Origin of the sequence: Cellulosimicrobium sp. TH-20 (genome assembly GCF_002105775.1) — a bacterium.
Classification (GTDB): domain Bacteria; phylum Actinomycetota; class Actinomycetes; order Actinomycetales; family Cellulomonadaceae; genus Cellulosimicrobium; species Cellulosimicrobium funkei.
In genome coordinates this window covers 3329285-3351422 of record NZ_CP020857.1, presented here as the reverse complement: position 1 = coordinate 3351422, position 22138 = coordinate 3329285, and the positions used below count along the sequence as shown (strand labels likewise).

Annotated in this window: 20 protein-coding genes; 12 read left to right on the top strand and 8 right to left on the bottom strand. The window is 75.6% G+C overall.

What is annotated here, in order from left to right; genetic code table 11:
* Nucleotides 1-2: 2 nt before the first annotated feature.
* Both B8281_RS14895 and B8281_RS14890 read left to right on the top strand, forming a co-directional pair.
* Nucleotides 3-695, top strand: coding sequence for an ABC transporter ATP-binding protein (locus B8281_RS14895; protein ID WP_085388111.1), 693 nt, complete (start codon nucleotides 3-5; stop codon nucleotides 693-695).
* A 2-nt stretch (nucleotides 696-697) separates the two neighbouring features.
* Nucleotides 698-2230: a DUF6297 family protein gene (locus tag B8281_RS14890; RefSeq protein ID WP_085388110.1), complete on the top strand. Its 1533-nt coding sequence runs from the start codon at nucleotides 698-700 to the stop codon at nucleotides 2228-2230.
* 24 nt (nucleotides 2231-2254) lie between these two features.
* On the opposite strand, the gene B8281_RS14885 is transcribed toward B8281_RS14890, so the two are convergent.
* Both B8281_RS14885 and B8281_RS14880 read right to left on the bottom strand, forming a co-directional pair.
* Nucleotides 2255-3007 (bottom strand): ABC transporter ATP-binding protein, encoded by a 753-nt coding sequence (locus B8281_RS14885; RefSeq protein WP_085388109.1) that lies wholly within the window; start codon nucleotides 3005-3007, stop codon nucleotides 2255-2257.
* A 40-nt stretch (nucleotides 3008-3047) separates the two neighbouring features.
* Entirely contained in the window at nucleotides 3048-4199 is a 1152-nt protein-coding gene (locus tag B8281_RS14880; protein ID WP_085388108.1) for an ABC transporter permease, read from the bottom strand.
* A 234-nt stretch (nucleotides 4200-4433) separates the two neighbouring features.
* Between B8281_RS14880 and B8281_RS14875 the strand changes: the two genes are divergently transcribed.
* The 8 genes from B8281_RS14875 (at nucleotide 4434) to B8281_RS14840 (ending at nucleotide 14594) form a co-directional block, all read left to right on the top strand.
* The gene (locus B8281_RS14875; protein ID WP_232322582.1) at nucleotides 4434-5921 is read left to right on the top strand and encodes a sensor histidine kinase; all 1488 of its coding nucleotides are present in this window, start codon (nucleotides 4434-4436) and stop codon (nucleotides 5919-5921) included.
* Nucleotides 5918-6556 carry a response regulator gene (locus tag B8281_RS14870; protein WP_085388107.1) on the top strand — a complete coding sequence of 213 codons (639 nt, stop codon included), beginning with the start codon at nucleotides 5918-5920 and terminating at the stop codon, nucleotides 6554-6556. The genes B8281_RS14875 and B8281_RS14870 overlap by 4 nt, the downstream gene beginning before the upstream one ends.
* Nucleotides 6557-6863: 307 nt before the next feature.
* Nucleotides 6864-8810, top strand: coding sequence for a heme peroxidase family protein (locus B8281_RS14865; protein WP_085388106.1), 1947 nt, complete (start codon nucleotides 6864-6866; stop codon nucleotides 8808-8810).
* A 151-nt stretch (nucleotides 8811-8961) separates the two neighbouring features.
* Nucleotides 8962-9231, top strand: a complete 270-nt coding sequence (gene rpsO, locus B8281_RS14860; RefSeq protein WP_021479897.1) for a 30S ribosomal protein S15 — start codon at nucleotides 8962-8964, stop codon at nucleotides 9229-9231.
* A gap of 311 nt (nucleotides 9232-9542) precedes the next feature.
* Nucleotides 9543-11768: a polyribonucleotide nucleotidyltransferase gene (locus tag B8281_RS14855; protein ID WP_021479898.1), complete on the top strand. Its 2226-nt coding sequence runs from the start codon at nucleotides 9543-9545 to the stop codon at nucleotides 11766-11768.
* A 1-nt stretch (nucleotide 11769) separates the two neighbouring features.
* On the top strand, nucleotides 11770-13101 hold the full coding sequence (locus B8281_RS14850) for a pitrilysin family protein (protein ID WP_043658077.1): 1332 nt from the start codon (nucleotides 11770-11772) through the stop codon (nucleotides 13099-13101).
* Between the two features lie 237 nt (nucleotides 13102-13338).
* Complete coding sequence (gene dapB, locus B8281_RS14845) at nucleotides 13339-14061, top strand: 4-hydroxy-tetrahydrodipicolinate reductase (RefSeq protein WP_051028440.1); 723 nt, start codon at nucleotides 13339-13341, stop codon at nucleotides 14059-14061.
* A 92-nt stretch (nucleotides 14062-14153) separates the two neighbouring features.
* A complete protein-coding gene (locus B8281_RS14840) occupies nucleotides 14154-14594 on the top strand; it encodes a hypothetical protein (RefSeq protein ID WP_085388797.1) in 441 nt (146 codons plus the stop codon).
* 19 nt (nucleotides 14595-14613) lie between these two features.
* Here the strand turns inward: B8281_RS14840 and B8281_RS14835 are convergent, their stop codons facing one another.
* From B8281_RS14835 to B8281_RS14810, 6 genes are all read right to left on the bottom strand, one after another.
* Nucleotides 14614-15072, bottom strand: a complete 459-nt coding sequence (locus B8281_RS14835) for a hypothetical protein (RefSeq protein ID WP_085388105.1) — start codon at nucleotides 15070-15072, stop codon at nucleotides 14614-14616.
* A gap of 79 nt (nucleotides 15073-15151) precedes the next feature.
* On the bottom strand, nucleotides 15152-15661 hold the full coding sequence (locus tag B8281_RS14830; protein ID WP_043658083.1) for a GNAT family N-acetyltransferase: 510 nt from the start codon (nucleotides 15659-15661) through the stop codon (nucleotides 15152-15154).
* A 40-nt stretch (nucleotides 15662-15701) separates the two neighbouring features.
* Nucleotides 15702-16022 (bottom strand): AzlD domain-containing protein, encoded by a 321-nt coding sequence (locus tag B8281_RS14825; RefSeq protein ID WP_043658086.1) that lies wholly within the window; start codon nucleotides 16020-16022, stop codon nucleotides 15702-15704.
* The gene (locus B8281_RS14820; protein WP_085388104.1) at nucleotides 16019-16888 is read right to left on the bottom strand and encodes an AzlC family ABC transporter permease; all 870 of its coding nucleotides are present in this window, start codon (nucleotides 16886-16888) and stop codon (nucleotides 16019-16021) included. Before B8281_RS14820 ends, B8281_RS14825 begins: the two co-directional genes overlap by 4 nt.
* Entirely contained in the window at nucleotides 16885-17508 is a 624-nt protein-coding gene (locus B8281_RS14815) for a TIGR00645 family protein (RefSeq protein WP_051028262.1), read from the bottom strand. The genes B8281_RS14820 and B8281_RS14815 overlap by 4 nt, the downstream gene beginning before the upstream one ends.
* A 263-nt stretch (nucleotides 17509-17771) precedes the next feature.
* A complete protein-coding gene (locus B8281_RS14810) occupies nucleotides 17772-19256 on the bottom strand; it encodes an NAD-dependent succinate-semialdehyde dehydrogenase (RefSeq protein ID WP_085388103.1) in 1485 nt (494 codons plus the stop codon).
* A gap of 137 nt (nucleotides 19257-19393) precedes the next feature.
* Between B8281_RS14810 and dapA the strand changes: the two genes are divergently transcribed.
* Complete coding sequence (gene dapA / locus B8281_RS14805) at nucleotides 19394-20338, top strand: 4-hydroxy-tetrahydrodipicolinate synthase (RefSeq protein ID WP_021482387.1); 945 nt, start codon at nucleotides 19394-19396, stop codon at nucleotides 20336-20338.
* A gap of 50 nt (nucleotides 20339-20388) precedes the next feature.
* Nucleotides 20389-22074, top strand: coding sequence for a ribonuclease J (locus B8281_RS14800; RefSeq protein ID WP_034655491.1), 1686 nt, complete (start codon nucleotides 20389-20391; stop codon nucleotides 22072-22074).
* Nucleotides 22075-22138 lie beyond the last annotated feature (64 nt).

Sequence of the window (22138 nt, the reverse complement as noted above, 5' to 3'; positions counted from 1 at the left end):
CCGTGGCCGCCCCGGCACCCGTGCTCGAGGCGCGCGCGCTGCGCGTCGGCTACGCGGACGTCGCGGTGTGCGCGCCCGTCGACCTCGCCGTGGTGCCGGGCGAGCTGGTCGTGGTGATCGGCGCCAACGGGAGCGGCAAGTCGACGCTCCTGCGCACGCTGCTCGGTCTCCAGGCGCCGCTCGGCGGTGCGGTGCGCGCGTTCGGGCGCGACGTGGACGAGCGCGAGCGCGACTTCCGGGCGCGCGTCGCGGGCGTGCTCGACGACGACGCGTTCTTCCCGGCGCTCACGGTCCGCGAGCACCTCGTCCTCGTCGCGCGAGGGCACGGCGTGCCGGGGGCCGGGGCCGTCGTGGACGAGCTGCTCGACCGGTTCGGGATCGCGGAGCAGGGTCGGTCGCTCCCGTCGGCGCTCTCCTCCGGCCAGCGGCGACGCTTCCTGCTCGCCTCGGGCTTCGTGCGGCCCCGTGAGCTGCTCGTCCTCGACGAGCCCGAGCAGCGGCTCGACCCGGGGATGCGGGAGCGCCTCGCGGCGCTGCTCGTCGAGGACGCGCGCAGCGGCGTGGCCGTGGTCCTCGCCACGCACGACCCCGAGCTCGTCGAACGCACGGGCGCGCGCGGCCTGCTGGTCGACGACGACCGGTGCGCCCCGCTCGCCCCGGCCGACGTCCACGCGGCGCTCCTGGCGGTGCGCTGACCGTGCCGCACGGAGCGAGCGCGCTGCGCTCCGACCCGGACGAGCTGCTGACCGGTCGCGAGCTGCGCCGTCTCACCGCCCGTGCCGCGGCCGCGCGGGCCGACGCCGGGCCGGGCGAGATCGTCGTCGACGTCGCCTACGCCGTGGTGTCCGTCGCGCTCGCGACGGGCTGGGTCGTCGGGCTCGCGTCGATGCTGCGCTCGACGCTCGCGACCGCCGCACCGGCGGGCGGGCCGCCCGTGCTGGGGCCGGGGGCCGTCCAGGCGCTCGGCACGACGGCGCTGCTCGCGTTCCTCACGGGCACCGCCGTGCGCCTGGGCCCGGTCGGCGCCGGCGGGGGCGGGGTGCGGTGGTGGGTGCCGACGCCCGCCGACCGGCGGGGTCTCGTGTCGCCGTCCTTCGCGCGCGCCGTCGTGCTGGGTGCCGGGCTCGGCGCGCTGGGGAGCGCCGTCGTCGCGGTCGCGGCCGGTCTGGACGCGGTGCCCGCGCTGCGGGCCGGCGGCGCCCTCGGCCTGCTCCTCGTCGCGGTCGCGGGACTCGCCCAGCCGTCGGCCCGCGCCGCCGGGCTGCTCGCGCGGGCGAGCGACGTCGCGGTCGCGGCCGTACCGGTCGCGGGTCTCGCGCTCGTCGTCGCCGGGCGCCCCGGTCTCCCGCCGCTCGGTGCGCCGCTCGTCGTCGTGCTCGGTCTGCTCGCCGTCGCGGCGCTGCTCGTGCTGCGGTGGTGGCGCGGGCTGGAGTCCCTCGGCGCGACGGTGCTGCGCGCGCAGAGCGCGGTCGCGGACCAGGTGGGTGGCGCCGTGCTGTCCTTCGACACGCGGGACCTGGGCCGGGCCCTGCGCCGGGCCGGCGCCGCCCGGGTCCGGGTCCGCCGGCCCCACCGGTTCGCCGCGGTGCACGGTCCCGTCGGCGCGGTGGTCGCGGCCGACCTCGTGCTGCTGGGTCGCAGTCCGTCGGCGCTCGCCCAGCTCGTCGGTCTCGCCGCCCTCACGGTCGTCGCGCAGCAGGTGCCCGGCCTGGGCTCCGGCTTCGGTCTCTTCGCCCTGCTCGTCGCGGCGGGCCTCGGGGCGGCGGTGCTCGGCGCGGAGGGGGCGCGCACGGCAGAGATGGCCCCGGTCGTCGACGCGCTCGTGCCCCTCCGCGCGCGCTGGACGCGGCTCGCGCGCGGCGTCGTCCCGACGCTCACGGCGACGGCCTGCCTCGTCGCGGGCACGGCCCCGCTCGCGCTCGGGACGGGGGACGCGCGCTGGCTCGGGGTCGCGGTGCTCGCTGCGGTCGTCCAGGGCGCCGCCGCCGTGCGCAGCGCGTACCGCGAGCCGCCGGACTGGGGCGGGCCGCTGCTCGCGACGCCCTCGGGCGGTCTGCCGACGGGCGCCGCGGCCGTGCTGCGCAAGGGGCCCGACGTCGCGGTGCTCGGCGCGGTCCCGCTCGGGGTCGCCCTGCTCGTCGGTACGCCCGGGTGGGGCGTCGTGGTGGCCCAGGCGCTGGCCGCCGTCGTGGCGGTCGCGGTCGCGACCCACGTGCGCGCGGCCCGCTGACCCGACGGCGGCCCGAGCGCGTCCTCAGGCCGCCGCGGGCGCCGGGACGAGGCGGCCGTCCGCGAGGTGGACCCGCGCGTCGACCGGGTCGAGCGTCGCCTCGTCGTGCGAGACGAGCAGCGTCGCGGCGTCGAGCTCGCGCGCGAGCCGCACGACCAGCTCCACCACCTGCACGCCGCGCTCGTGGTCGAGCGCCGACGTCGGCTCGTCCACGAGCAGCACCTCGGGGTCGTTCATGAGCGCGCGGGCGATCGCGACGCGCTGGCGCTGCCCGCCCGAGAGGTGCTCGGGCCGGCGGCCCGCGCGGTCGGCGACCCCGACGGCGTCGAGCAGCGCGAGGGCGTGCGCGCGGCGCGACGCGGGGGAACGGCCCCGGAGGTGGCTCATGAGCTCGAGCTGCTCGAGCACGGTGAGCGACGCGACGAGCTGCGGCTGCTGGAACACGAGCCCGATGCGCTCCCGGCGCAGCGCCGCCGCCCGGTCGGCCGCACGCCGCGCGCGCCGCCGGGCGCGCCGTCCGGCCGCGTCCCCGGGCTCGGTGCCGGGGTCGGCGTCGAGTGGTGCGCTGACGACGTCGGGACCCACCCGCACGACGCCCGCCGTCGGCGGCGTGAGCGTCGCCGCGACGGCGAGCAGGCTGGACTTGCCGGCGCCGGACGGGCCGAGCAGCGCCGTCGTGGTGCCCGAGGGCACGGTGAGGGAGACGTCGTCGACGGCGACGAGGACGCCGTCGCCGTCGGGGTAGGTGAGTCGGACACGGTCGAGGACGAGGTCCACGGGGAGCTCCTGAGGGTCGGTACGGACGAGTGGGGCGGGGTCAGCGGGCCGCGAGCGCCGCGTGCGGGTCGACGCGCGCGACGCGCGTCACGGCGAGGACCGCGCCGAGGCCGCCGAGCACGACGAGCACGACGGCGGGCACGAGGGTCGTCGAGAGGTCGACGACGACCGGCATGACCTGGGACGCGAGCAGCCCCGCGCCGGCCGCGAGCGCCGTGCCGACCCCGACGCCCACGCCCAGCACGACGCCGGCCTGGCCGATCGCGTCGCGCAGCAGGTAGCGCGTCGAGGCGCCGAGCGCGCGCAGGACCGCGACGTCGCCCGCGCGCTGGATGGTCCAGACGGTGAAGAACGCACCGACGACGAGCGCCGAGATCGCGAGCAGGAAGACCTGCATGAGGGTCAGGGAGAGGTTCTCGGCGGTGAACGACGAGATGGCCGAGCGCGCCTCGCGCGGCGTCGCGGTCACGGTGCCGACGCGGGCGTCCGTGGCGGTGAGCGCGTCCGCGGTCGGCGGGTCGTCGCCGAACCGCAGGGTGACGACGGTGGCCACCTGCCCGCCCGCCGCGTCGTCGGTCGAGGTGCCGTCGGTCGAGGTGTCCGCGGGCGAGGCGCCGCCCCGGGCGCCGACGGCCTGCCAGTCGTCGAGGGACACCCAGACGACCGGCGTGTGCGCGTAGTCCGCCTCGACGTCCGCGACGGCGGAGACCGTCAGGTCGAGCGGCCCGGCGTCCACCGGGTCGCCCACGCCGGCACCGAGCGCGTCGGCCGCGCCGCGGGACAGCACGACGGCGCCGGGGGAGACGTCGGCGCCGCCGTCGTCGGTGCCGGGCACGAGACCCGCACCGGGCCGCACCCCGAACGCGGTGACGGCGGCCGTCGCGTCGCCGGACGCGCGCACGGTCGCGACGCCGAGCGGCTCCGCGGCGTCGACACCGGGGACGGCGGCCCAGGCGTCCGTCTGCGCGGCGGTCACCTCGGACTCCGTGAAGGTGGGGGACGCGCCCTCGGCCGGGGGCGCGAAGGCGACGCGGTCGACCGGCAGATCGGTGACCGCCGAGGTGCTCGCGCGGCCGAGGCCCGCGGTGAGCGCCGCGAGGAAGGCGACGAGGAACGTGATGAGCGCGACGACGACCGTCATGAGCGCGAAGCGACCGCGCGCGTGGCGCAGGTCGCGCAGGGCGAGGAACACGGGGAGACCTCCGGGGTCCGAGGGGCAGTGAGAGACAGGGAGCGGGGCGGGGACACCGTCGGGCGAGCGCGAGTGTCGTGCGCCGCAGGACCCGTCCCGACGTCCCGTCCACCGTCCCGCGTCGGGGCGCGCCGCGGATCACCGGTCCGGCCGGTCCTGGGGCGCCGCAGGGACGAGCCCGGGATCGACCGTTCGGACGATGCCGGGCCGCGGCGCCGTGGCTAGGGTGACGGCGTGACCCCGCCCGGACCCGAGCCCGCCGAACCTGCCGCGCTCGCGGGCCGTGCTGCGCCGACGGGCCGTGCGTCGTCGGGCCGTGCATCGGTCGACCGTGCGACGTCGGCGGCCGGTCGCGTCGCGCCGGTCGTGCCGGCCGCGACGCGGTGGCTGCGGCGCGGCCTGGACGTGCTGCTCGTCGGGCTGGTCGCGCTCGCGGTCGCGGGCGCGCTCGCCACGGCGACGGCGCGGGGCGTGGGCGCCGTGCTGCTCGGCGCGGCCCTGCTCGCGCTGTACGTGGTGGGCCGTCGTCGCGTCCCCGTGCCCGTCGACGTGCGCGCGCCGCGCGGTGCGTGGTGGCCCGCGGGCGCGTGGGTGACCGGTCTCGTGGCCCTCTGGGTCGGGCTGTCGCTCGTCACGACGACCGCCGTCTGGGTCGCGTTCCCCCTGATGTTCGTGGCGATGCACGTCCTCGGCCCGCGCCGGGGCCCGGTCGCGGTCGCGGTGGTCGTCGTGCTCGTTGTCGGCGTCATGGCCACGTGGACCGCGCGCGTCGCGCTGCCGTTCGTGCTCGGGCCGGCCATCGGCGGGGCCGTCGCGGTCGTCGTCGTCCTCGCGCTGGAAGCGGTCGTGCGGGAGTCCCAGGAGCGCCAGCGCACGCTCGACGAGCTCGTGCGCACCCGCGACGAGCTCGCGGCGTCGGAGCGGGAGCGGGCGGTGGCGGCCGAGCGCGAGCGCCTGGCGCGCGAGATCCACGACACGCTCGCCCAGGGGTTCTCGTCCGCCGAGCTGCTCCTGCGCGCGGCCCGGACCGCGCTCGACGCCGGCGACGCGGAGACCGCGCGCGGGTACGTCGAGCAGACGCGCGAGGTCGCCCGGCACAACCTCGCCGAGGCGCGCCGCGTCGTGCGCGCGCTGGCGCCGGCCGACCTCGCGTCGTCGAACCTCGTCGGGGCCCTGCGCCGCGTCGCGGACCGGGCGTCCGGACGCGCCGCCGAGGGCGGGCCGCGCGTCGTCGTGCGGGTGAGCGGCGAGCCCGTCCCGCTGCCGACCGAGGTCGAGGCCGCCCTGCTGCGCGTGGCGCAGTCCGCGCTCGCCAACGTCGAACGGCACGCCGGTGCGACGCGGGCCGCCGTCACCGTGAGCTTCCTCGCGGGCACCGGGCCGGGGGACGACGCGGTCGCGCTCGACGTTGTCGACGACGGGCGCGGCTTCGACCCGGACGCCCTCCCCGCGCCGGCGGCGGACCGGCCCGGCGGCTTCGGCCTCGGCGCCATGCGCGCGCGGGTCGCGGACCTCGGGGGCACGCTGTCCGTGGAGTCCGCGCCGGGGGCGGGCACGGCGGTGGCCGCCTGGGTGCCGCTCGTGGCGACGACCGGGACCCGGTCGGGCGCGGCTGCCGACCACCGGGCCGACGACCCGGCCGACGACCCGGCCGACCGCCCCGCCGACCGCCCGGCCGACACCCGGACCGAGACCGACGCCTGCACCGAGGAGGAGCGATGACCGGGCCCGCCGTGGACGTCGTCCTCGCGGACGACCACCCCGTCGTGCGGACCGGCCTGCGCGCCGTCCTGGAGGCCGAGCCGGACGTGCGGGTCGTCGCCGAGGTCGGCTCCGCCGAGGAGCTGCTCGCCCGGCTGCGCGGCGGGCTGCGGGCCGACGTCGTGCTGCTCGACCTGCAGTTCGGCCCCGGCCGCCTCGGGGGCGTGGACGCGGTCCGCGAGATCGTCGCGACGGACGGTCCGCCCGTGCTCGTCGTCACGACCTACGACGCGGACGCCGACATCCTCGCCGCGGTCGAGGCGGGCGCTCGCGGCTACCTGCTCAAGGACGCGCCGACCCACGAGCTCGTCGCCGCCGTGCGCGCGGCCGCGGCGGGCGAGGTCGCCCTCGGCCCGGCGGTGCAGCGGCGGCTGCTCGGCCGGCTGCGCAGCCCGGGCACGGCGCTCACGGCGCGCGAGCTCGAGGTGCTCGCGCTCGTCGCCGAGGGGCGCACGAACGACGAGATCGCGCACGAGCTGTTCCTCTCGCGCGCGACCGTGAAGACGCACCTCGTGCACGTCTACGACAAGCTCGGCGCGCCGTCGCGCACGGCCGCCGTCGCCGAGGCCCGGCGCCGCGGCCTCCTGCGGGGCTGAGCCCGGCCGGGCCGTCGCGGCGTGTCCGCGGGGTCCTCGCCCGAGACGTCGTGCGGGCGTCGCCAGGACGGCCCTCGACTCCGTCACCGCACCGTCCTGCGGGCGCTGCCCGGCCGTGTCACGACACCGGCGCAGGTCCCTCCCTCCGGGTGAGCGGCGCCGTCGTGCACGGCGCCCAGGCGGCCGCGCGGTCCTCGGGCTGCGGCCCGGGGGCGGTCGCACCCGTCCCCGCGCGCGCACGCCCGCGGGGGCGCCGGCGGCCCGCCGCGCGGGCCGCACGAAGACCTCCGACAGAGAGGGCAGAGCCATGGAGGCTCAGCAGCAACCGGCGGCTCCCGTCGCCGAGACCGTCGTCGACGACGTCGCACCCGACGCCGTCGACCAGGCGTCCACCCCGGTCGGCCGGACCGTCCGCAGCGTCGGGCACGGGTCGGCCGTCGTCCCCGACGAGGTCGCGACCGACGCGGACGTGGACCCGGCGGAGTCGGACGCACCGCTCCTGCCCGCGGCCGAGGCCGCGGTGGCGCGGGACCTCGAGCACCACCGGTACGACTCCACGACCGCGTTCGACTACCTGTTCCCGCAGCTCGCGGAGCGCTTCCCGCGGTTCCACCTCCCGGTCGGGAACGGCGCGACGACCGCGACCGTCGCCGCGCTGAAGACGCTCGGGGCGGCGATGGTCGCCCGGCCCGTCACCCCGCCCGGGCAGCCGCCGCGCAGCCTCGACTCGCACGTTCCGGCCGTGTACACGTACTGGGGCCAGTTCATCGACCACGACATCACGCTCAACACCAACGGCCCCGACACGACGACGGGCCGCGACGGGGACCAGGCGCTCGGCGACGTCGACGCGGTGCCCTTCCGGGTCTTCGCGCCGTGGGTCGTGGTGCGCTCGCTCCACAACGGGCGCCACCCGGCGCTCAACCTGGACTCCCTGTACGGCAGCGGGCCGCGGTTCGAGGGCGAGCGTGGGTACCGCACGACGCGCAGCGAGGCGTCGTACGTGCCGGGCTCGGCGAAGCTGCGGCTCGGCCGCATCTCGACCGAGCCGCTCGTCATCCCGGGCGGTCCGTCGTTCTCGCTCGTGGCGCCCGGCGACGACGCGCAGCGCGACCTGCCGCGCGACGACGGCGGCGCGCCGCTGATCCCGGACGGGCGCAACGACGAGAACCTCGTGGTCGCCCAGCTCCACCTCGCGATGATCCGGTTCCACAACGCCGTCGTGGACTGGGTGGACGACGTCGAGCCCTGGACCCGGCTCACGGGCGGGGAGCGCGGCGTGTTCGAGCGCGCGAGCCAGCTCGTGCGGTGGCACTACCAGTGGCTCGTGGTCAACGACTACCTGCGCACCCTCACCAAGCCGGGCGTGCTCGACGCGACGCTCCTGCGCGACACGTCGTTCTTCCGGCCCCGGTACCCGATCTCCATGCCGCTCGAGTTCGCGGTCGCGGCGTTCCGGTTCGGGCACTCGATGATCCGCGACTCCTACGACTTCAACGTCAACTTCACGGGCCCGCCGCCCGCGAACGCGAGCCTGACGCAGCTCTTCCAGTTCACGGGGAACGGCGGCAGCCTGCGTCCGGGACCGCAGGGCACCCCGGTCCTGCCGTCCAACTGGCCGATCGAGTGGGCGCGGTTCGTCGACAAGGGCGACCCGCGGACGTTCCGCGCGGCGGAGAAGATCGACACGTTCCTCGCGCCGAGCCTGGGCACGATGGTCAAGGAGGGGAACCTGCCGCCCGAGCCGCCCGCGCACACGCCGGCCCAGCTCGTCGCCAGCGCGCTCCAGAAGCAGCTCGCGCAGCGCAACCTGCTGCGCGGCTACATGCTCGCGCTGCCCACGGGCGAGGCCGTCGCGGCGGCCTTCGGGGTCGTCCCGCTCACCCCGGCCCAGCTCGAGGACCGGGCGAGCGACGACGTGAAGCAGGCGCTCGCGGCCCTGCGGGACGGCGATCACGGCGGCACCCCGCTGTGGTACTACGTCCTCAAGGAGGCCGAGCTCCAGGGCGACGGCAGCTTCCTCGGCGAGGTCGGCAGCCGCGTGCTCGCGGAGACGTTCGTGTACCTGCTGCGGCAGGACGACACGTCGTACGTGCGCACGAGCAACCACTGGACGCCCGCGCAGGGCGTGCACTTCGAGGACGGGTCGCTCGTCCTCACACTGCCGGACCTGCTCCGGTTCGCCGGGGTGCTGCCCGACGCCGCGGGCCGGTTCCGCGGTGACGGCACGGCCGGGCACGACGGCGCCCCCTGAGGCACGACGCGCGGTCCGGCCGGACGACGGGGCCGCGGCGGGCGACGGCGCGTCCACCTGGTAAGATGGATGCGCCGTCTGACCGGCCGCGGACAGAGAGAGCCCGGGAGATCCGTCCCGGCGCACCGCGCAACGAACCCGAAGGAGAACCGTGCCGCTCGACACTGCCACGAAGCAGCGCATCATGACCGAGTACGCGACGAGCGAGGGCGACACCGGTTCGCCCGAGGTCCAGGTCGCGCTCCTCACGCAGCGCATCAAGGACCTCACCGAGCACCTCAAGGAGCACAAGCACGACCACCACAGCCGTCGTGGTCTGCTCCTCCTCGTCGGCCAGCGCCGTCGCCTGCTCGGCTACCTGCAGAAGGTCGACATCAACCGCTACCGGAGCCTCATCGAGCGCCTCGGTCTGCGTCGCTGACACGACACCGCCAGCCCGGTCCCTGCGGGGACCGGGCTGGTCTGGTGTGATGTACCCGTCACACCCCGGCTGAGCACCACCCAGCCGCACACCACCCACCGCGCCGCCGGCCTCTCGTTCGGTCCTCGGTAGTGGCTCACGGACCCCCACGGCACCGTCCTCGGACGGACCGGTGCGGGAACCGCCGTGGACCTCGATCGAAGACCGCCGAGCGTCGAGTGCGACCGGAGCCCCTGCGCCACGCGCCGGGGCGCGGACCGGAACCCTCGACAGGGCTACCCGGGCGGCGCTTCGAGAAAGGGAGGGCACCCGTGGAGGGTCCCGAGATCCAGTTCGCCGAGGCCACGATCGACAACGGTCGCTTCGGCACCCGCACCGTCCGGTTCGAGACCGGGCGCCTCGCCCGTCAGGCCGCCGGCTCCGTCGCCGCGTACCTCGACGACGAGACGATGCTCCTGTCGGCCACGACGGCCGGCAAGCACCCCAAGGAGCAGTTCGACTTCTTCCCGCTGACGGTGGACGTCGAGGAGCGCATGTACGCCGCGGGCCGCATCCCCGGCTCGTTCTTCCGCCGCGAGGGTCGTCCCTCGACGGACGCGATCCTCGCGTGCCGCCTCATCGACCGCCCGCTGCGCCCGCTCTTCGTCAAGGGCCTGCGCAACGAGGTCCAGGTCGTCATCACGGTCCTCGCGCTCCACCCGGACGACGCGTACGACACGCTCGCGATCAACGCCGCCTCGGCGTCGACCCAGATCTCCGGCCTGCCGTTCTCCGGCCCGGTCGGCGCGGTCCGCATCGCGCTGGTCGACGGCCAGTGGGTCGCGTTCCCCAAGTACTCCGACAAGGAGCGCGCGGTCTTCGACATGGTCGTGGCCGGCCGCGTCGTCGGCGACGACGTCGCGATCGCGATGATCGAGGCCGAGGCGACCGACGGCGCCTGGGGCCTCGTCAAGGACGAGGGCGTGGCGGCGCCGACCGAGGAGGTCGTCGCCGAGGGCATCGAGGCGGCCAAGCCGTTCATCAAGGCGCTGTGCGACGCGCAGTCTGCGCTCGCCGCGCAGGCCGCGAAGCCCGTCAAGGAGTACCCGGTCTTCCTGGACTACCAGGACGACGCGTTCGCCGCGGTCGAGGCCGAGGTCGCGACGGACCTGCGCGAGGCGCTCGCCATCGCGGACAAGCAGGACCGCGAGAACCGTCTCGACGAGATCAAGAACGAGATGGTGGGCAAGCTCCAGGCCGGGTTCGACGGCCGCGAGAAGGAGCTCTCCGCCGCGTACCGCGCGCTCCAGAAGAAGCTCGTGCGCCAGCGCGTGCTCACCGACGGCGTGCGCATCGACGGCCGTGGGCTCGCGGACATCCGCACCCTCTCGGCCGAGGTCGAGGTGCTGCCGCGCGTGCACGGCTCCGCGCTCTTCGAGCGTGGCGAGACCCAGATCATGGGCGTCACCACGCTGAACATGCTCCGCATGGAGCAGCAGATCGACTCGCTCGGTCCGGAGACGCGCAAGCGCTACATGCACAACTACAACTTCCCGCCCTACTCGACCGGTGAGACCGGCCGCGTGGGCAGCCCGAAGCGCCGCGAGATCGGCCACGGCGCGCTCGCCGAGCGTGCGCTCGTGCCGGTGCTGCCGAGCCGCGAGGAGTTCCCCTACGCGATCCGCCAGGTGTCCGAGGCCCTCGGCTCCAACGGCTCGACGTCCATGGGCTCCGTGTGCGCCTCGACGCTCTCGCTCCTCAACGCGGGCGTGCCGCTGCGCGCCCCCGTCGCGGGCATCGCGATGGGCCTCATCTCCGACACGGTGGACGGGGAGACCCGCTACGCGGCGCTCACCGACATCCTCGGTGCCGAGGACGCGTTCGGCGACATGGACTTCAAGGTCGCCGGCACGCGCGAGTTCGTCACGGCCATCCAGCTCGACACCAAGCTCGACGGCATCCCTGCCTCGGTGCTCGCCGGTGCGCTGACGCAGGCGCGCGACGCGCGCCTGACGATCCTCGACGTGCTCGCCGAGGCCATCGACGTGCCCGACGAGATGTCCCCGAACGCTCCGCGCGTCATCTCCGTGAAGGTGCCGGTCGACAAGATCGGCGAGGTCATCGGCCCCAAGGGCAAGATGATCAACCAGATCCAGGAGGAGACGGGCGCGGACATCTCCATCGAGGACGACGGCACCGTGTACATCGGCGCCGTCGACGGCCCGTCGGCCGAGGCCGCCCGCGCGGCGATCAACGCGATCGCCAACCCGCACGTCCCGGAGATCGGCGAGCGCTTCGTCGGCACGGTCGTCAAGACGACGTCGTTCGGCGCGTTCATCTCGCTCTCCCCGGGCAAGGACGGTCTGCTGCACATCAGCCAGATCCGCAAGCTCGTGGGCGGCAAGCGCGTCGAGAACGTCGAGGACGTGCTGTCCATCGGCCAGAAGGTCCAGGTCGAGATCGGCGAGATCGACCCGCGCGGCAAGCTCTCGCTGCACGCCGTGGTCGAGGACGAGGCTCCGGCCGACGCTCCCGCGACCGAGGACGCGGACGCCTGACGTGCCGTGGGACCTTCCGCTCGTCCCGGCGGGTGACGCCGGGGCCGAGCTGACCGCCGGGCAGGACGGCGCGACGATCCGTCGCTCCGTCCTGCCCGGCGGGGTCCGCGTGCTCACCGAGTCGATGCCGGGCCTGCGCTCGGCGACGGTGGGCGCGTGGGTCGGCGTCGGCTCGCGCGACGAGACCGACGGCCACTTCGGGTCGACGCACTTCCTCGAGCACCTGCTGTTCAAGGGCACGGCCCGCCGCTCCGCGATGGACATCGCCGAGGCGTTCGACGCCGTCGGCGGCGAGGCCAACGCGGCGACGGGCAAGGAGCACACGTGCTACTACGCGCGCGTGCTCGACGCCGACCTCCCCATGGCGGTCGACGTCATCACCGACATGGTGACCTCCGCGCGCCTGGACCCCGACGAGCTCGAGACCGAGCGCGGCGTGATCCTCGAAGAGCTCGCGATGAACGACGACGACCCCTCGGACGTCGTGCACGAGGAGTTCGCCGCGGCGGTCCTCGCCGGCCACCCGCTCGGGCGGCCCATCGGTGGGACCCCGGACACGATCAACGCCGTGCCCCGGGACGCCGTGTGGGAGCACTACCGCTGGCACTACCGCCCCGAGACGCTCGTCGTCGCGGCGGCGGGCGGCGTCGACCACGACACGCTGGTCGACCAGGTCGGCACGGCGCTGCGCGACGGCGGCTGGACGCTCGACGCGTCGGGCGCACCCCGGGCGCGGCGCGACCCTGCGGACCCCGCCCTGGCGGGCGTCGGGGCCGCGAGCGTCGAGCTGTCGGTCCACCGGGCGGTCGAGCAGGCGAACGTCGTCATCGGCGGCACCGGTCTGGCCGCGACGGACGACCGCCGCTTCACGCTCTCCGTGCTCAGCGCCGTCCTCGGCGGCGGCATGAGCTCGCGGCTCTTCCAGGAGATCCGCGAGCGGCGCGGCCTCGCGTACTCGACCTACTCGTTCGCGTCCGGCCACGGCGGCATCGGCACGTTCGGCCTCTACGCCGGGTGCGCGCCGTCGAAGGTCGACGAGGTGACCGCGCTGCTGCACAGCGAGCTCGACCGCCTCGCGGCCGACGGCATCACCGGCGCGGAGCTCGACCGCAGCATCGGCCAGCTCTCGGGCGGCATGGTCCTCGGTCTCGAGGACTCCGGCTCGCGCATGAGCCGGCTCGGCAAGGCCGAGCTCGTCTACGGCGAGCTCCTGAGCGTCGAGGAGTCGCTCGACGCGATCCGATCCGTCACGGCCGACGACGTGCAGAAGCTCGCCGACGACCTCGCGTCGCGCCCGCGCTCCGTGGTGCGCGTCGGGCCGTTCGGCGACTGACCCCGCCTCCACGGCGTCTCGCGGCGGCCGTCCTCCTCGCGGAGGGCGGCCGCCGTCGTGCTGTGGGCAGACCCACTGCCCGGTGCGGCGGACGCGGCACCGGTCGACGCGCGCTGCGGCGATAGGGTGACGGGCGTGAGCGAGCAGAGCACCCCCGCGCCAGATCCCGCACCGACCGCCCCCGGCAGGGAGCCCGGTCGCCCGCTGCGGGTCGCCGTCCTGGGCGCCGCCGGACGCATGGGCGCGACCGTCTGCGCCGCCGTCGAGGGCGCGGCGGACCTCGAGCTCGTCGCGCGCCTCGACGCGGGCGACGAGGTCGCCGCCGCGACGCTCGGCGGCGCGGACGTCGCCGTCGACTTCACGGTCCCGGCCGCGACCGAGGCGAACGTCCACGCGCTGATCGACGCGGGCGTGCACGCCGTCGTCGGGACCACGGGCTGGACGGAGGAGAGCCGCGGTCGCGTCGTCGCGCACCTCGGTCGTGCTGCCGCGGCGGGCGCGCCGGGGCTCGGCGTGCTCATCGCGCCCAACTTCGGGCTGTCCGCAGTCCTCGCGATGACGTTCGCCGCCAAGGCCGCGCGGTACTTCGAGTCGGCCGAGGTGATCGAGCTCCACCACCCGGACAAGGTCGACGCGCCGTCCGGCACCGCGCGGCACACCGCCGCGGCGATCGCCGCCGCACGGGCCGACGCCGGTCTCGGGACGGGCCCGGACGCGACCGAGACGGGCTGGGAGGCGCGCGGCGCCGACGTCGACGGCGTGCGCGTGCACGCCGTCCGTCTGCGCGGCCTCGTCGCGCACGAGGAGATCCTGTTCGGCAACACGGGCGAGCAGCTGGTCATCCGGCAGGACTCGTTCGACCGGGTCTCGTTCATGCCGGGCGTCCTGCTCGCGGTGCGCGAGGTCGTGGGCCGGCCCGGGCTCACCGTCGGCCTCGAGAACGTGCTGGACCTCGCGTGAGCCTGCCCGGCGGGTCGACCGGCCCGGACGGCCCCGGGCCCGGGGACGGCGGCTCGCGCGGCCGGTCGCGCGCCGGGCGCCCATGGAAGGCGATCGTCGGGGCGGTCCTCGTCACGGTCCTGCTCGCGCTCTACGTGTGGCAGGTCGCGGGACGGTCCGCGGCCCTCATCGGCACGGGCGAGCCCGTGGCCATGGCGATCGGGGCTGGCGTGCTCGTGCTGCCGCTGCTAGTCGTCGGCCTCGTCGGGCGCGAGTTCCTGCTCGCCGGGACCGTGCAGCGCATGGCCGACGACCTCGCGGACCACGGCCGCCTGCCCGTCGACGACCTGCCGCGCTCGCCGGGCGGCCGGATCGACCGGGACGCCGCCGACGCGGCCTTCGGCCCGTACCGGGACGCGGTCGACGCCGACCCGACGAGCTGGGAGGCGTGGTACCACCTCGCGTTCGCCTACGACGCGGCGCGCGACCGCCGCCGCGCGCGGGAGGCGCTGCGCAAGGCCGCGGCGCTCTACCGCGCGCGTCGTCGGGCCTGACGGCCCCCGGGCACGCGCGTCACAGGCTCGTCCAGCAGTAGAGCCGGTGCCCCGCGTCGTCGGCGCGGACGCACAGCGCCGCGAGCCGGTGCAGCGCGTCGGCGAGGTCCGCGGGGTCCGACCCCTCGAGCTCCTCCGTCGCCGCCCACCGCACGGCGACCTCGTCGAGCGCGGCGGGCGTCGCGGAGGCGAGCGCCCCCACGAGCACGTCCGTCACGGAGACCACCCACGGCCCCTCGTCACCCCCGGTCGCGACGAGCGAACCGTGGCGGGCGTCCGCCGTGACCTCGGCGTACGGGCGGTCGGTGAGCAGGCTCGCCAGGGTGCCGAGGACGACGAACGGGTCGATGCCCTTGAGCTCCACGGTCGCGAAGCCCGGCTGCGTGGTCAGCGGGTCGGGGGAGGCCGGTCCCGCCTTGGCGGCGAGCGCGGCCCGTGCGTCGTCCGGCGCGGCGAAGTAGTCGGTGAGGATGCCCATGGCGGACGATCCTCGCAGGTCACGGGGACGAGCGGGTCACGGGCGTGTCACGGCTGCGTGACGCGGGGTCCCGCGGTCGTCAGATCTCGGCCGTCCAGCGCCGCTCGACGACGTCCCGGAGCCCGGTCGCGAGCGTCCGGGTGCGCCCGTCGGGACCGAGCCCGGACCCGGCGAGGAACGCCTCGCGCGCGGCGTCGCCGTCGAGGACCCACGTGACGACCTCGTCCGCGCCGTCGCGCCGGAGCCGGTCGACGGCCGCCGCCAGCAGGCGCGACCCGTGCCCGCCGCGCTGGTGGCGCGGTTCGACCTCGAGCGCGAGGACCTGACCGGGCGCGACCGCGGCGAACCCCACGACGTCCGCCCCCGCGCACGCGACGAGCACCGCGAAGCCGGGACCGGGCGGCGAGGAGATCGCGGCGGCCCACTGCTCGCGCATCCGCACGGTGTCGAGCGCGTCGAGGACGTCGTCACCGAGCACGTCGGCGTGCGAGGAGCGCCACGCCCCGACCTGGATCGCGGTCATCGCGACGTCGTCGCCGGGCACGGCAGGGCGGACGGAGACGTCGGCGGTCTCGCGGAAGAGGCTCACGGGTTCACCCTACGAGACCCGGCCGGGCGCCGGAACGGCCTCAGCCCCAGCCGAGCGCGCGCAGGCCCGCGGCCGTGACCGCGGCGAGGACCACGACGACGATGAACGGCGCGCGCAGCGCGAGCGCGACGGCCGCGACGCCCAGCGCGGGCAGGCGCGCGTCGACGACGAGGGCCTGCCCGTCGCCGACGGTCTGCACCGTGACGAGCGCTGCGAGGAGCGCGGCGGTGACGAGCGCGGCGGTGCGCGCGACGCGCTCGTCGGCGAGCCAGTGCTCGGGCACGAGGTGGCCGGCGAGCTTGAGCGCGAAGCACACCGCGGACGCGGTGAGCACGACGACCCAGACGGTCGCTGAGGTCACGAGGGCTCCTCTCCGCGGGGACCGGCCGCGGTCCCCGCACGGTCGGCGGCCCGTCGGCGCCGCGCGTCGACCTGACCGATGACGACGGCGACCGCGGCCGCCGCGAGCACCGGCACGCCGCCCGGTGCGACCGGGACGAGCGCCGCGGCGACGACCACCGCCGCGGCCGCGGTGAGCTGCATCGCGCGCGTCGCGAGCCGCGGCCACAGCAGGCCGAGGAACGCGGCCGCCGCGGCGGCGTCGAGCCCCCACGCGCGCGGGTCGCCCAGCGCGTCGCCCGCGAGCGCCCCGACGAGCGTCATCGCGTTCCAGAGGACGAAGATGCCGACGCCCGTCCACCAGAAACCGGCCCGGACGGCGCGCCGCGACCGTTGCGCGGTCGCGACGGCGGTCGACTCGTCGATCGTGAACTGGGCCGCGACGACCTTGTGCCACGAGCGCAGCGCGAGCAGCGGGCCGAGCTGCGCGCCGTAGAGCGCGTTGCGGACGCCGAGGAAGCCCGCCGTGGTGATCGCGGCGACCGGCGCGCCCCCGGCGCCCACCACGCCGATGAGCGCGAACTGCGAGCCGCCCGAGAACATGAGCAGGCTCAGCGCCATGGTCTGCACGACGTCGAGGCCCGCGACGACCGACAGCGCGCCGAACGAGATGCCGTACAGGCCCGTCGCGACGGAGACGGACACGGCCTGGCGGACCGCGGCGCGGACCTCGTCCTCGACGGCCCGCTCGGCCACGTGCTCGACGACGTCCGGAACCTCTTCGGCGTCCGGCACGCCGACGACGTCCGGCACGTCCGCGGCGGCCGCCCGCGCCACGTCGGGCGCGGGGTCGGCGCGGGGGCGGGGGACGTCGTCGGGCCGGCTCATGCGTGCGGGTCGGCCGGGCCCTCGCCCGCGGCGGCGGCGTTCGCCGCGCGCTGGTGCGCGGTGAGGGACATGCGGTCGATGAGCGCGAGGGCGAGCGCCGAGAGGACGAACGCGAGGTGGATGAGCGTCTGCCACATGAGCTGCGTCGGCGTGTAGCGGCTGCTGTCGATGAACGTGCGCAGCAGGTGGATCGACGAGATGCCGACGATGGACATCGCGAGCTTCGTCTTGAGCACGTTCGCGTTGACGTGGCTCAGCCACTCGGGCTGGTCGGGGTGGCCCTCGAGCCGGATGCGCGAGACGAACGTCTCGTAGCCGCCCACGATGACCATGATGAGCAGGTTGGAGATCATGACGACGTCCACGAGACCGAGCACCGCGAGCATGATCTCCTCGGCGCCGAAACTGACCACCTCGTGCGTCGCGTGATCCGTCGCGCGGCCCGTGAAGCCGCCCACGACGAGCAGCCACAGCTCCTTGAGGAACTGCCACACGTAGACCACCTGGGCCACGATGAGGCCGAAGTACAGCGGCGCCTGGAGCCAGCGCGACGCGAAGATCATGTACCCGACGGTGGTGACGCGGGCGCTGGGCGAGGGGACGTTCGGGCTGGTGGTCAACGCGGGCGTCGAGGGCACGGGCGTGGGCTCTCCGGGAGTCGGTGACGGCGGACGGCGACGACCGTCCGGCGCGGGGCACCTGTCACCGGTCGTCACCGGGGCGTCAGGGTACCAACGCCGCGTGAGGGCTCAGCAGGCCCGCCCGCCCTGCCGGTGACGAGAGTGGCTTAGCCGCCCGTCGAGCACGGGGACGGCGACCGGGATCGTCGGATCCCGGTCCGTGACCCCGTGCTCGGCGGCGGCGGCGGAGAGAGGTGGCGACGTCAGAGGGCGACGTAGACCGTCTCCAGGTACTCCTCGAGGCCGGCCTCGCCGCCCTCGCGACCGAGGCCGGACTGCTTGAGCCCGCCGAACGGGGCGCTCGCGTCGGACACGAGGCCGCGGTTGACGCCGATCATGCCGGCCTCGACCTCCTCGGAGACGCGCACGGCCCGGTCGAGCGACGTCGTGTACGCATAGGCGGCGAGCCCGTACTCGGTCGCGTTCGCGAGCGCGATGCCCTCGTCGTCGTCGCCGAACGCGACGACGGGCGCCACCGGGCCGAAGATCTCCTCGGTGACGACGCGTGCGTCCGGGTCGACACCCGACAGGACGGTGGGGGAGTAGAAGTACCCGGGGGAGCGGGGCCGCTCCGCGCCGGTGAGCACCTGGGCCCCGCCGTCGACGGCCGCGTCGACGAGCTCGGCGACCTTGTCGACGGCCTTCGCCTCGATGAGCGGCCCGACCTGCGTCCCGTCCTGGGCGCCCGGCCCGACCCGCAGGTCCGCGAACGCGGCGGCGAGGCGCTGGGCGAACTCCCGCGCGACGGCGTCGTGCACGAGGAAGCGGTTCGCCGCCACGCACGACTGCCCGGCGTTGCGGAGCTTCGCGACGACGGCGCCCTCGACCGCCGCGTCGAGGTCGGCGTCCGCGAAGACGAGGAACGGGGCGTTGCCGCCGAGCTCCATCGAGGTGCGCAGCACCTGGGCGGACGCCTTCTCGAGCAGCGTGCGCCCGACGGGCGTCGAGCCGGTGAACGACAGCTTGCGCAGGCGCTCGTCCGCGAGGAGCGGCTCGGTGACGTCGGCGGCGCGCGACGACGGGACGACGTTGACGACGCCCGTCGGCAGGCCGCGGTCGGCGAGCTCGGAGCGGATCACCTCGGCCACGAGCGCCGTCGTCAGAGGGGTGAGCCGCGCCGGCTTGACGACGACCGTGCACCCGGCGGCCAGCGCCGGGCCGATCTTGCGCGTCGCCATGGCGATCGGGAAGTTCCACGGCGTGACGAGCAGCGCGGGCCCCACGGGCCGGCGGAAGACGAGCTGGCGGTTGCCGCCCGCGGGCGCGGTCCGCGCGAGCCCGTCGGCGCGGACCGCCTGCTCCGCGTACCAGCGCAGGAAGTCGGCGCCGTAGAGCACCTCGGCGCGCGCCTCGGCGAGCGGCTTGCCGCACTCGGCCGTGATGAGCGCGGCCACGTCGTCGGCCCGCGCGACGACCCGGTCGTAGACGGCGCGCAGCACCTCGCCCCGCTCGCGCGGGGGCGTCGCGCGCCACGCGGGCGCCGCACGGTGCGCGGCGTCGAGCGCGCGCAGCGCGTCCGCCGGGCTCGCGTCCGCGACGTCGAACAGCGACTCCTCGGTCGCCGGGTCCTCGACCTCGAAGGTCCGCCCGCCCTCGGCAGGACCCCAGTGGCCGTCCACGAGCAGCCCGGTGGGCACGTGGGCGACGAGCGCGGGGGAGAGGTTCGACGTCGAGGCGGGGCGGGACATGCTCCGAGTATCGCCCTGGGGGTCGCGGGGACGCACCCGGGCGAGCGGTGCGGGGCGTCGGGCCCGCGCCCCGGGCGCCGCCCGGTCCCTGCCGGACGGGCGCGGTGCGACGACCCGCCGCACGGTAGTTTGTGCACATGGTCCTTCCCGCCACCCCCGCGCGCCCGTTCGGTGCCGTCCTCACGGCCATGGTCACCCCGATGACGCCCGACGGCGCCGTCGACCTCGAGGCGGCGGCCCGGCTCGCGAAGCGCCTGGTGGACGACGGGAACGACGGCCTCGTGCTGAGCGGCACGACGGGCGAGTCGCCCACGACCCACGCTCCCGAGAAGCAGGACCTCGTGCGCGCCGTCGTCGAGGCGGTCGGCGACCGCGCGGCGGTCCTCGCGGGCGCCGGGTCCAACGACACCGACCACGCGCTGCGCATGGCCGAGCAGGCGGCCGAGGCGGGGGCGGACGGGCTCCTCGTCGTCACCCCGTACTACTCGCGCCCCGGCCAGGAGGGCGTCTACCGCCACGTCGTCGCGATCGCCGAGGCGGCCGACCTCCCCGTCATGCTGTACGACGTCCCCGGCCGCACTGGGGTGCGCATCGCCCCCGACACGTACGCGCGCCTCGCGGCGCACGAGCGGGTCGTGGCGACCAAGGACGCGACGGGCGACGTCTACGCCGCCGCGAAGCTCGCCGCCTCGACGGGCCTCGCCTTCTACAGCGGCGACGACGGGCTGCTGCTCCCGTTCCTCGCGCACGGCGCCGCGGGTATCGTCTCCGTGTCGGCGCACGCCGTCGCGCCGCAGTTCGCGGAGGTCGTGCGCCGCTTCGACGCCGGCGACCCGGCGGGCGCGCTCGAGGTCTTCCTCACCACGACGCCCGTCATCGACGCGCTCAACGGTGCCGGCTTCCAGGCCGTCATGGCCAAGGCCGCCGTCGAGCTGCTCGGCGTCACCGACAACCGTTTCCTGCGCCTGCCGAACGTCGCGGCGACCGAGGACGACGTCGCGCTCGTGCGCGACGCCCTCGCCGCCGCGGGCGTGCTCGCGGGCGCGACCACCGCGGCAGACGCTGCCGCACCCACGAACTAGCGAGGGCAGGAGCCCTCGAAACCCCCGGCTCAGCCACGACAGGAGGCCCCGTGAGCCATCCCCACCCCGAACTCTCCCTGCCTCCCGAGCTCCCCGCCGGAGGGCTGCGCATCGTCGCCCTCGGCGGTCTCGGTGAGGTCGGCCGCAACATGGCCGTCCTCGAGTACGACGGGCGCCTGCTCGTCATCGACTGCGGCGTCCTCTTCCCCGAGGACAACCAGCCCGGCGTCGACCTCATCCTCCCGGACTTCGACTACATCGCGGACCGGCTGGACGACATCGAGGCGATCGTCCTCACGCACGGCCACGAGGACCACATCGGCGCCGTGCCGTACCTCTTGCGCCTGCGCCGCGACATCCCGCTCGTCGGGTCGCAGCTCACGCTCGCGTTCGTCGAGGCGAAGCTCAAGGAGCACCGCATCTCGCCCGTGACCCTCGCGGTCAAGGAGGGGCAGGTCGAGCAGCTCGGCGTGTTCCGCTGCGAGTTCGTCGCCGTGAACCACTCGATCCCCGACGCGCTCGCGGTCGCGGTGACGACCGGCGCCGGGACCGTGCTGCACACGGGCGACTTCAAGATGGACCAGCTCCCGCTCGACGGGCGCATCACCGACCTGCGCGCGTTCGCGCGCCTGGGCGAGCAGGGCGTCGACCTGTTCATGGTCGACTCGACCAACGCCGAGGTGCCCGGGTTCGTCACGCCCGAGGTCGAGATCGGCCCGGTGCTCGACAACGTCTTCGCCGCCTCCGAGAAGCGCATCATCGTCGCGTCGTTCTCGTCGCACGTGCACCGCGTGCAGCAGGTCCTCAACGCCGCGCACCACCACGGCCGCCGCGTCGCGCTCGTCGGGCGCTCGATGGTCCGCAACATGACGATCGCGTCCGAGCTCGGGTACCTCCACGTGCCCGAGGGCGTGCTCATCGACCTCAAGAAGGTCGACTCGCTGCGCGACGACGAGATCGTGCTCATGTGCACGGGTTCGCAGGGCGAGCCGATGGCCGCCCTGTCGCGCATGGCGAACGGCGACCACAAGGTCCAGGTCGGCCACGGCGACACCGTCATCCTCGCGTCGTCGCTCATCCCGGGCAACGAGAACGCCGTCTTCCGCATCATCAACGGCCTCACGCGCCTCGGCGCGCGCGTCGTGCACGGCGGCAACGCCAAGGTGCACGTGTCCGGCCACGCGAGCGCGGGCGAGCTCCTCTACTGCTACAACGTGCTCAAGCCCAAGAACGTCATGCCGGTGCACGGCGAGGTCCGCCACCTCGTCGCCAACGGGGCGCTCGCGGTCCGCACGGGCGTGCCGGCCGACCGCGTCGTGCTCGCCGAGGACGGCGTCGTCGTCGACCTCGTCGACGGGCGCGCGTCCGTCGTGGGCGCCGTGCCGTGCGGGTACGTGTACGTCGACGGGTCGAGCGTCGGCGAGATCACGGACGCCGAGCTCAAGGACCGCCGCATCCTCGGCGAGGAGGGCTTCGTCTCCGTGTTCGCCGTCGTCGACTCCGCGACGGGCAAGGTCCTCGCGGGGCCGCAGATCCTCGCGCGCGGGTTCGCCGAGGACGACAAGGTGTTCCAGGACATCCAGCCCGAGGTCGTCAAGGCGCTCGAGGACGCGATCGCCGGCGGCGCGACGGACACGCACCAGCTCCAGCAGGTCATGCGCCGCGTCATCGGCCGGTGGGTCTCCAACCGCCTGCGCCGTCGTCCGATGATCGTCCCGGTCGTCGTCGAGGCGTAGCCTCCGCGACCGGCGTCGGACCGGTCTCCGCCCAGGTCGGGGCGCCAGTATGCTGGCGCCCCGA

Coding starts and splice junctions, on each gene's coding strand:
- B8281_RS14870 (WP_085388107.1), top strand. CDS start 5,918: ATGACCGGGCCCGCCGTGGACGTCGTCCTCGCGGACGACCACCCCGTC.
- B8281_RS14865 (WP_085388106.1), top strand. CDS start 6,864: ATGGAGGCTCAGCAGCAACCGGCGGCTCCCGTCGCCGAGACCGTCGTC.
- dapB (WP_051028440.1), top strand. CDS start 13,339: ATGGGCGCGACCGTCTGCGCCGCCGTCGAGGGCGCGGCGGACCTCGAG.
- B8281_RS14835 (WP_085388105.1), bottom strand. CDS start 15,072: ATGGGCATCCTCACCGACTACTTCGCCGCGCCGGACGACGCACGGGCC.
- B8281_RS14820 (WP_085388104.1), bottom strand. CDS start 16,888: ATGAGCCGGCCCGACGACGTCCCCCGCCCCCGCGCCGACCCCGCGCCC.
- B8281_RS14810 (WP_085388103.1), bottom strand. CDS start 19,256: ATGTCCCGCCCCGCCTCGACGTCGAACCTCTCCCCCGCGCTCGTCGCC.
- dapA (WP_021482387.1), top strand. CDS start 19,394: ATGGTCCTTCCCGCCACCCCCGCGCGCCCGTTCGGTGCCGTCCTCACG.